Here is an 8,926-nt window from a genome sequence, read left to right on the forward strand (position 1 = left end):
CAAGGGCGGGGTGGGCAAGACCACCACGACGGCGGCGCTCGGTGCCGCCCTCGCCCAGGCCGGGCAGAATGTCTGCGTGGTCGACTTCGATGTCGGCCTGCGCAACCTCGACCTGATCATGGGCGCCGAGCGCCGGGTCGTGTACGACCTCATCAACGTCGTCCAGGGCGACGCCAAGCTGCCCCAGGCGCTGATCCGCGACAAGCGCCTCGACACCCTCTCGCTCCTGCCCGCCTCCCAGACCCGCGACAAGGACGCGCTCACCGACGACGGCGTCGCCCGCGTCATCGGGGAACTGCGCGAGAAGTTCGACTGGGTGATCTGCGACAGCCCCGCCGGCATCGAGCGCGGCGCCACGCTGGCCATGCGACACGCCGACATCGCGGTCGTGGTCACCAATCCCGAGGTGTCCTCGGTGCGCGACTCCGACCGCATCATCGGGCTGCTCGACTCCAAGACCGAGCGGGCCGAGAAGGGCGAGCGGCTGGAGAAGCACCTGATCCTGACCCGCTACGACCCCGGCCGGGCCGAGCGGGGCGAGATGCTGAAGATCGACGACGTCCTGGAGATCCTGTCGATCCCGCTGCTCGGGGTGATCCCGGAGAGCGAGGAGGTGCTGAAGGCCTCCAACCTCGGCAGCCCGGTGACGCTGAACGCGCCCCAGAGCGCGCCGGCCCGGGCCTATGCGGATGCGGTGCGCCGGCTGAAGGGCGAGACGGTGGCGATGAGCGTGCCGTCGGAGAAGCGGTCGATCCTGGGCAAGCTGTTCACCCGGAGGGCGGCATGAACCTGCTGAACTTCCTGTCGCGGCGCGGGACGGCGCCGGTGGCGCGCGAGCGCCTGCAGATCCTGCTGGCGCATGAGCGCACCGCGTTCGGCCGGTCGGACCTGGTGGCGGTCCTGCGCGAGGAGATCCTGGCGGTCATCGCCAAGCACGTCGCCATCGACCAGGAGAAGGTGAAGATCACCATGGAACGGGGCGACGCCGTCTCGACCCTGGAGATCGACGTCGAGCTACCGAAGGCGGTCCACAAGGCGGCCTGATCGGCTCCGGCCCTTGCGCTCACGGCCCAGCCGGGCGATTCAGTCGCAAGGGGCCGGACGGAGCGAGCTTTTGGCGGACGCCTTCCCACTGCAGGACAAGCTGGCCCTGGTCACCGGGGCCGGCAGCGGCATCGGTGCGGCCCTCGCCCTGGGCCTCGCCCGGAAGGGGGCCCGCCTCGTTCTCGTCGACCGCGATCCCGAGGGGCTCGCCCGCAGCGAGGCCGCCATCCGGGCCCTCGGGCGCGAGGTCGGCGCCCACCGGCTCGACCTCACGGATTTCGAGGCCATCGCGGCCCTGCCGGAGGCGGTGGGCGCCCGGCACGGACCGCTCGATCTCCTCGTCAACAATGCGGGCGTGGCGCTCGCCGGCCGCTTCGCCGATGTCGAGCTCGACGACTTCGACTGGCTGATGGACGTGAACTTCCGCGCCGTGGTGCGGATGACCCGTGCCTTCCTGCCCGTGCTGGAGAGCCGGCCGGCGGCGCAGATCGTCAACCTGTCGAGCCTGTACGGCATCGTCGCCCCGCCGGGCCAGGCGGCCTACGCGGCGAGCAAGTTCGCCGTGCGCGGCTTCTCCGAGGCCCTGCGGCACGAATATGCCGGCACGGCTCTCGGGGTCAGCGTGGTGCATCCGGGCGGCGTCGCCACCGCCATCGCCCGCAACGCCCGCGTCGGCCCGCGCCTCGATCCGGCCGAGGTCGCGCGCGGCAAGGCCGCCGTGGAGCGCCACCTGCGCCTGTCCCCGGAGGCGGCGGCCGAGCGCATCCTGCGCGGCATCGCCCGCCGGGAACCCCGCATCATCGTCGGCCGCGACGCCGCCCAGGTGACGCTGATCCAGCGCCTGATGCCGGTGCGATACTGGTCGCTGATCGCCCGCGCCATGGAGTAGAGCATGCCGAGCCTGCGCGCCCACGTCTTCGACTGGATCATCCGCTGGCAGGTGAAGCCGAAGCTCGCCCGCGCCGCCGGCGACGTCGCGGCGACGCGGCGGATCTTCAACCAGGCGAGCTTTCCCGAGCCACCCGGCATCGTCTTCCGCCCGGCCGAGATCGGCGGCATCCCGGGCGAATGGGCCGAGCGTCCGGGTCTGGCGCCGGACGCGCCGCGCCTGTTCTACCTGCATGGCGGCGGCTTCATCGGCTGCTCCCCCCGCACGCACCGGCCGCTCACCGGCGCCTTCGCGGTGCGGGGGTTCCGGGTGTTCTGTCCCGATTACCGCCTCGCCCCCGAGCATCCGTTCCCGGCGGCCCTCGACGACGCGGCCGCCGCCTGGTCCGCCTTCGCGGCGGCGGGGCCGGCCGGCATCGCGGGAGATTCCGCCGGCGGCAACCTCTCGCTCGCGCTGATGCTGCGGGCGCGGCGGGACGGATTGCCGCTGCCCAGCGCGGCCGTTCTGTTCTCGCCCTCGACCGACATGCTGGGGGAGGGCGACTCGATGCGCACCAATGCCCGCCGCGACGCGATGTTCGACCCGGCGAAGCTCCAGGATCTGGTCGGGGCCTACCTCGCCGGGCACGATCCCGCCGACCCGCTCGCCTCGCCGCTGCGCGGCGACCTGTCCGGGCTGCCGCCGCTGCTGTTCCATGTCGGCGCCCGGGAAGTCCTGCGCGACGATTCGGTGCGCTTCGCCGAGAAGGCCCGCCGGGCCGGTGTCTCCGCCACCGTGACGGTCTGGCCGGTGGTGCCGCATGTCTGGCAATTCGCCCAGACCTTCCTGCCCGAGGCCCGTCGCTCCCTCTCCGAGGCCTCCGCCTTCCTGAAGAGCCACGCCAGAACGCCGGAGGCGGTCCGGTGACACGAGAGCCCGGAGGCCGTCCGGTGACACGAGAGGCCGGAGGCCGTCCGGTGACAGAGCCGTCCGCCCTGCCATGGCCGGACAAGCCCCTCGCCGTGCTGGTGATCGGGGCCGGCTTCTCCGGCCTCGCCATGGCGATCCGGTGCCGGCAATCGGGCATCGACGACCTGCTGGTCGTGGAGAAGTCCGACGCGGTCGGCGGCACCTGGCACGAGAACACCTATCCGGGCGCGGCCTGCGACATCCCGGCCCATCTCTACGCCCTGTCCTTCGCCCCGAAGCCCGACTGGACCCGCACCTATGCGGGCCAGCCCGAGATCGCCGCCTATCTGCGCGAGTTGGTCGAGCGGTTCGATCTGGGGAAGCACGTCGCCCTCTCCACCGCCGTCACCGGCGCGGTCTGGGACGGGGCGCGCTCCCTGTGGCGCGTCGAGACCGATCGCGGCCCGCTTGAGGCCCGGGTGCTGGTCTCCGGCATGGGGGCCTTGCACCACCCGGCGATCCCCGCGATCCCGGGCCTGCATACCTATCTGGGGACCCTCTTCCACACCTCCGGCTGGAACCACGGCGTGTCGCTCAAGGGCAAACGCGTCGGGGTGATCGGAACGGGGGCGAGCGCGATCCAGGTCGTGCCGGCCATCGCCCCGGAGGTCGGGCACCTGGTGCTGTTTCAGCGCACGCCGCCCTGGGTGGTCCCGCGCAACGACCGGCCGATCGGCAAGCGGATGCGGGCGCTGTTCCGGCGCCTTCCCCCGGCCCGCCGGCTGCTGCGCGGCGTCCAGTTCTGGCTGCGGGAGGCGCAGGCCGCCCTGGGCTTCACCCGGGTCTCCGGCCTCACGCGCCTCGCCGAAGCCGCGAGCCGGCGCCATCTGCGCCGACAGGTCCCCGACCCGGCCCTGCGGGCGAAGCTGGCCCCGCCCTACCGGCTCGGCTGCAAGCGGGTGCTGATCTCGGACGATTACTACCCGGCCCTGACCCGGCCGAACGTCACGGTGGAGACCGACCCGATCCGCACGGTCACGCCGGACGGCGTGACGATGCAGGATGGCCGTCATCATCCCCTCGACGTGCTGGTCCTGGCCACCGGTTTCGACGTCACCGCCTCCCTGGCCCGGGTGCCGGTGGTCGGCCGCGACGGGCTGATCCTGGCCCGCGCCTGGGGCGAGCGGGTGGCGGCGCATCGCGGGGTCGCGCTCGCGGGCTTCCCGAACTTCTTCATGCTCCTCGGACCCAATACGGGCCTCGGCCACAACTCCGTGGTGCTGATGATCGAGGCGCAGGTCGAGTACGTGCTCGCCTGCCTCGCCGAGATGCGGGCGCGCAACCTGTCGGCGATCGAGCCGGCGCCCGAGGCCCAGGCGCGCTACCTCGCCGGGCTCGAGACGCGGCTGTCCGGCAGCATCTGGCAGCAGGGCGGCTGCGCCAGCTGGTACCAGGACGCGAGCGGGCGCAACGTCGCGCTCTGGCCCGGCACGGTGGTGGCCTACCAGCGGGCGATGCGGGCGCCGGATTGGGGCGAGTTCGTCCTGACGCCCGCCCGCGCCGAGGCATGAGAGGGGCCGGCTCGCTGCAAGAGGCTTGGGACGCATCGCTGCGCTGCGGCGATAGCGCTTTGCGCCCGTCACACACGCGTGCTATCGGCCCGTGCCAACTCAATCCAGGCATTTGCCAGGCAAAATGCCCGGCGCGACGCCGATTTCGCGGTTGACCCAAGGGTGCCGCACGCATGAGGAGTTGGTTCATGGCCCGCATCAGCACCGATACGATCATCGAGGGCCTGACCTTCGACGACGTCCTGCTTCGCCCCGCCGCATCCTCGGTCATGCCGGCGGAGGTGAATCTCGGCACCCGCCTCACCCGCTCGATCCGGCTCAACATGCCGATCATCGCCTCGGCGATGGACACGGTGACCGAGGCCCGGATGGCCATCGCGATGGCGCAGAATGGCGGCCTCGGGGTGATCCACCGCAATCTCGAGCCGCCGGAGCAGGCCGAGCAGGTCCGCCTGGTCAAGAAGTACGAGTCCGGCATGGTGCTCAACCCGATCACCATCCACCCGGACGAGACCCTGGCCGACGCCTACGGGGTGATGCGCCAGCACGGCATCTCCGGCATCCCGGTGGTCGAGCGCGGCCCCAACGGCTCGCGCGGCAAGCTCGTCGGCATCCTGACCAACCGCGACACGCGGTTCGCCACCAACCAGAGCCAGCCGGTCTCCGAGCTGATGACCCGCGACCGGCTGATCACCGTGCGCGAGGGCGTGACCCAGGACGAGGCCAAGCGCCTGCTGCACCAGTTCCGCATCGAGAAGCTGCTCGTCGTCGACGACCACTACCGCTGCATCGGCCTGATCACCGTCAAGGACATCGAGAAGCAGGTCGCCTACCCGAACGCCATCAAGGACGAGCAGGGCCGCCTGCGGGTCGCCGCCGCCACCACGACCGGCGACGGCGGGTTCGAGCGGGCCGAGCGCCTGATCGATGCCGGCTGCGACGTGATCGTGGTCGACACCGCCCACGGCCACTCGGCCAAGGTGCTGGAGAGCGTGCGCCGGGTGAAGACCCTGTCGAACGCCGTGCAGGTCATCGCCGGCAACGTCGCGACCCGCGAGGGCGCCCAGGCGCTGATCGATGCCGGCGCCGACGCCATCAAGGTCGGCATCGGCCCGGGCTCGATCTGCACCACCCGGATCGTCGCCGGCGTCGGCGTGCCCCAGCTCACCGCCATCATGGAGGCGGTCGAGGCCGGCAACGAGGCCGACGTGCCCGTGATCGCCGATGGCGGCATCAAGTACTCGGGCGACCTCGCCAAGGCGATCGCCGCCGGCGCCTCGGTGGCGATGCTGGGCTCGCTGCTTGCCGGCACCGACGAGGCGCCGGGCGAGGTGTTCCTGTACCAGGGCCGCTCGTACAAGAGCTACCGCGGCATGGGCTCGGTCGGCGCCATGGCGCGCGGCTCGGCCGACCGCTACTTCCAGGCCGAGGTCAGCGACACCCACAAGCTCGTGCCGGAGGGCATCGAGGGCCAGGTCCCCTACAAGGGTCCGGTGGCAGCCGTGCTGCACCAGCTCGCCGGGGGCTTGCGCGCCGCCATGGGCTATGTCGGCGCCCCGTCGATCCCGGAGATGCAGGAGAAGGCGCAGTTCATCCGCATCACCAATGCGGGCCTGCGCGAGAGCCACGTCCACGACGTGACGATCACCCGCGAGAGCCCGAACTATCCGGGGCGGGTGTAAGTCATCCTCGGGCGCGGGCAGGTCCCGCGCCCGCCGCACAAGGTCGTCCCGGGGCTCGCCGAAGGTGAGAGTCCGGGATGCCGAAGGAGCGCCCGGAAACACAAGTCGTGCCGAACGAAGCGGGATGCGTTCCGTTCTCGTCTGAGACAACGGCGGTTGTGGATTCCGGGCTCCGCTACGCGGCCCCGGAATGACGCGGATATTGAACAAGTCTGTCGCAGATCCGGGAGGAGGCCGGCGCCTCAACCCCCCTGCGCGCCCCCGGGCACCGTCCCCAGCCGCTTGGCCAGGCGCTCGATCCGCTCCGCCATGCGCTGCACGGCCTCGGCGAGGCGCGCCTCGGAGGCCTCGCGCTCGGCGCTGCCGGCGTTGGTGGAGTCGCGCAGGGCCACGGTCTCGCGCTCCATCGCCTCCATCCGGCGCTTCGTTTCCGCCAATTCGTCCGCCAGGGTCAGCGCGGCCATGACGTGCAGGCGCATGTCGCCGATCTCGCCGAAGGCCTTGCGCATGTCGCCGATGCGGGCGTCGAAGCTCGCGGCCAGCCCCTCGAGGTGGCCTTCCTCGCCCTCGCCGCAGGCCATGCGGTAGGTCTTGCCGGCGATGGTGACCGTCACTTGAGGCACAAGCCCCTCCTCGAACGCAAGAAACGCCAGTCCAGGACGCGCCGGTCCGGGGAGCGCCGATCCTGGAGCTTCACCCCTCGCCCCGCTCGCCGCTGCGGCCGAGCACGCCCTCGACGGTGCCGATGGCGCGACCGAGGCGGTGATCGACATCCTCGGTCACCGACTGCATCTCGGCGAGGCGCGCCGTCGCCCCGTCCAGCTCCGCCGCCAGCCGGGCCCGGTCGTCCCGCATGATCTCCAGCTCGGTCTCGAGGTCGCTGTGGCTGCGCTCCGCGTCGAGCCGGCGCGCCACCGCGGATTCGAGCAGGGCCACCGAGGCTTCGAGGCGGCGCAGCGCTTCCTCCACCGCTGCGGTCATGCTCACCTCCGAAAAACGCCAACCGAGAAAACGCCGACTGGACACGTGGAATACCTGCCCGAAACCCTAAAGGGCCGGGCCCCGCGTCGCAATCGCCGTGCCGGTCCGCGCGGCGCAGTCGGGGTCTCGCCTGGGGACGGCGGGGACAATCAGGCGGCTGCCGCCACCTCCAGGCGGTTCCGCCCGCCCACCTTGGCCCGGTAGAGCGCCCGGTCGGCGGTCGAGAGCAGGGCCGTCAGGTCGCCGCGCCCCGCGGCCAGGCCGACGCTGACGGTGGCCGGGATGCCGGGCCCGTCGCCGTGCCGGGCCGCTTCGGCGAAGCGGCGCGCGATGCTCTCGCCGACCAGTCGCGCCGCGCCGGTGTCGAGGTCCGGCAGCAGGGCGGCGAATTCCTCGCCGCCGAGCCGGGCCACCAGCGCGTCCGGCCCGGCCGCCCGGCGGGCCGTGTCGGCGAAGAGCCGCAGCACCGCATCGCCGGCGGCGTGACCGTGGCGGTCGTTGATCGCCTTGAAGTGGTCGAGGTCGAAGGCGAGGAGTGCCGCGGGGCGGTGCTCGATCAGCCGCGCGCCCTCCTCGAAGAAGCCGTGCCGGTTCTGGAGACCGGTGAGGTAGTCGGTGCGGGCCGCCGCGAGGGCTTTCGCCTGCGCCTCCTCGCGCACCAGGGCGATCAGCCCCATCGGCATGGCGACGGAGTAGAGCACGCCCTCGTACATCGTCATCTTGCCGAAGACCGGCAGCAGGTCCGGGCCGTGGATCGACACGAGGAGGGGCGTCACGAGCGCCCGGACCAGGTTGAACAGGCCGTGCCCGGCCGCGACCGCGATGACGACCGTCCGCGAGCGCAGGCGCCTGGCGGTGCGGCTGCGCATCATCGTCCAGGCGGTGAGGCCGCAGGCGAGCACGATCGGCAGCGAGGCGACGTAGTTCCAGAACGCGTCCGGAAAGCGGACGCCGAGGGTGGCCCAGAGCAGCGCGAGCGCCGCCAGCACGGCGATCGACGGGCGCAGCCGCACCGGCCCGTCGAGGCGCCCCACCCCGTGCAGGATCATCAGGTAGCCCGCGACGATCAGCAGGTTGGCGAGCGCCGCGCCGGCGACACCCGGGAGGTGCGTGCGGTTCATCGCCACGATCAGGCCCGCCGCGAAGGCGAGGTAGGCGCCGGCCCAGATCCCGAGTTCAGGCGACCGTCCCGCATGGGCCTGACGTTCCCACAGGGTCATCGTCAACGCCACCAGCAGCGTCCCAACGGTCAGGTAGTAGAGTGTAGGAAGATCGATCTGCATCGTTGTCGTCACCTGCACCCATTGGTCTACACGGCGGCGGCGCAATTTTGGTTACAGATCCGGTCGTCTCTCACCCGTCGCGCGGCATGGTTAAGCCCCGGCTGACCGGTTGTCGACGCGTCGCGACGCGCTGGGATCGTCAGGCGGCGGGGCGGGTCCCGACCCCCGGACGGCCCGGTTTTCCCCAAGGCGCGGCCAGGGTTTGACTCGCCCCTGCACCATGTTAGGAAGCCGGCGCCCCGCCGGGCGGCTGTCGCCGGCGGATTGACAGAATACGAGCTGCCGTGACGCCTCCCGTGCTCCCCGCCAGTGCCGTCCCCGCCGGGATGGCCGGCGTGTCCGGGACCATGAGCGCAGCGGGCCTCGCCGGTGCAGGCCGGCCCTTCTCCAGCGTCGACGCGCACCACGCAGGCCTCGGCCGCGCGGCCCGGTCCGCTGCGGGGCCCCACCCCCCCCCACCCCCCCCCCCCGCCCCCTCCCAGGGGGGAGAAACAAATCGGGCACAGGCGCCCCCAAACGCTTCCGGCGCATAGGGCGCAAAGCCCCGCGCCCCTCCTCTTTTCACATATCCCCGGCCACGCGACCCCA

At 72.0% G+C, this 8,926-nt stretch carries 9 protein-coding genes; 6 read left to right on the forward strand and 3 right to left on the reverse strand.

Annotated features, from left to right (window positions below):
- The 6 genes from minD to guaB all read left to right on the forward strand — a co-directional run.
- On the forward strand, positions 1–787 hold a 787-nt coding region (minD, locus tag VQ03_RS14055; RefSeq protein ID WP_157064107.1), incomplete at its 5' end, for a septum site-determining protein MinD.
- Positions 784–1,044 carry a cell division topological specificity factor MinE gene (minE, locus tag VQ03_RS14060; protein ID WP_048451514.1) on the forward strand — a complete coding sequence of 87 codons (261 nt, stop codon included), beginning with the start codon at positions 784–786 and terminating at the stop codon, positions 1,042–1,044. The genes minD and minE, both read left to right, overlap by 4 nt.
- Positions 1,045–1,114: 70 nt before the next feature.
- Positions 1,115–1,933, forward strand: a complete 819-nt coding sequence (locus VQ03_RS14065) for an SDR family NAD(P)-dependent oxidoreductase (RefSeq protein ID WP_048451515.1) — start codon at positions 1,115–1,117, stop codon at positions 1,931–1,933.
- Between the two features lie 3 nt (positions 1,934–1,936).
- Entirely contained in the window at positions 1,937–2,839 is a 903-nt protein-coding gene (locus VQ03_RS14070) for an alpha/beta hydrolase (protein ID WP_048451516.1), read from the forward strand.
- 50 nt (positions 2,840–2,889) lie between these two features.
- Positions 2,890–4,392, forward strand: a complete 1,503-nt coding sequence (locus tag VQ03_RS14075; RefSeq protein ID WP_048451517.1) for a flavin-containing monooxygenase — start codon at positions 2,890–2,892, stop codon at positions 4,390–4,392.
- Between the two features lie 188 nt (positions 4,393–4,580).
- On the forward strand, positions 4,581–6,074 hold the full coding sequence (gene guaB / locus VQ03_RS14080) for an IMP dehydrogenase (protein WP_048451518.1): 1,494 nt from the start codon (positions 4,581–4,583) through the stop codon (positions 6,072–6,074).
- A gap of 242 nt (positions 6,075–6,316) precedes the next feature.
- Here the strand turns inward: guaB and VQ03_RS14085 are convergent, their stop codons facing one another.
- The 3 genes from VQ03_RS14085 to VQ03_RS14095 all read right to left on the reverse strand — a co-directional run bounded on the left by VQ03_RS14085 (position 6,317) and on the right by VQ03_RS14095 (position 8,338).
- Positions 6,317–6,697, reverse strand: a complete 381-nt coding sequence (locus VQ03_RS14085; protein WP_048451519.1) for a cell division protein ZapA — start codon at positions 6,695–6,697, stop codon at positions 6,317–6,319.
- Positions 6,698–6,767: 70 nt separating this feature from the next.
- Positions 6,768–7,055: a DUF4164 domain-containing protein gene (locus VQ03_RS14090; RefSeq protein ID WP_048451520.1), complete on the reverse strand. Its 288-nt coding sequence runs from the start codon at positions 7,053–7,055 to the stop codon at positions 6,768–6,770.
- Between the two features lie 149 nt (positions 7,056–7,204).
- A complete protein-coding gene (locus VQ03_RS14095; protein ID WP_048451521.1) occupies positions 7,205–8,338 on the reverse strand; it encodes a GGDEF domain-containing protein in 1,134 nt (377 codons plus the stop codon).
- Between the last annotated feature and the right edge of the window lie 588 nt (positions 8,339–8,926).

Source organism: Methylobacterium tarhaniae (assembly GCF_001043955.1).
GTDB classification, from domain to species: Bacteria; Pseudomonadota; Alphaproteobacteria; order Rhizobiales; family Beijerinckiaceae; genus Methylobacterium; species Methylobacterium tarhaniae.

What these genes read in the sequence shown, in the direction of transcription:
- minE (WP_048451514.1), top strand. Translation starts at nt 784, where the DNA reads ATGAACCTGCTGAACTTCCTGTCGCGGCGCGGGACGGCGCCGGTGGCG.
- VQ03_RS14070 (WP_048451516.1), top strand. Translation starts at nt 1,937, where the DNA reads ATGCCGAGCCTGCGCGCCCACGTCTTCGACTGGATCATCCGCTGGCAG.
- guaB (WP_048451518.1), top strand. Translation starts at nt 4,581, where the DNA reads ATGGCCCGCATCAGCACCGATACGATCATCGAGGGCCTGACCTTCGAC.
- VQ03_RS14090 (WP_048451520.1), bottom strand. Translation starts at nt 7,055, where the DNA reads ATGACCGCAGCGGTGGAGGAAGCGCTGCGCCGCCTCGAAGCCTCGGTG.
- VQ03_RS14095 (WP_048451521.1), bottom strand. Translation starts at nt 8,338, where the DNA reads ATGCAGATCGATCTTCCTACACTCTACTACCTGACCGTTGGGACGCTG.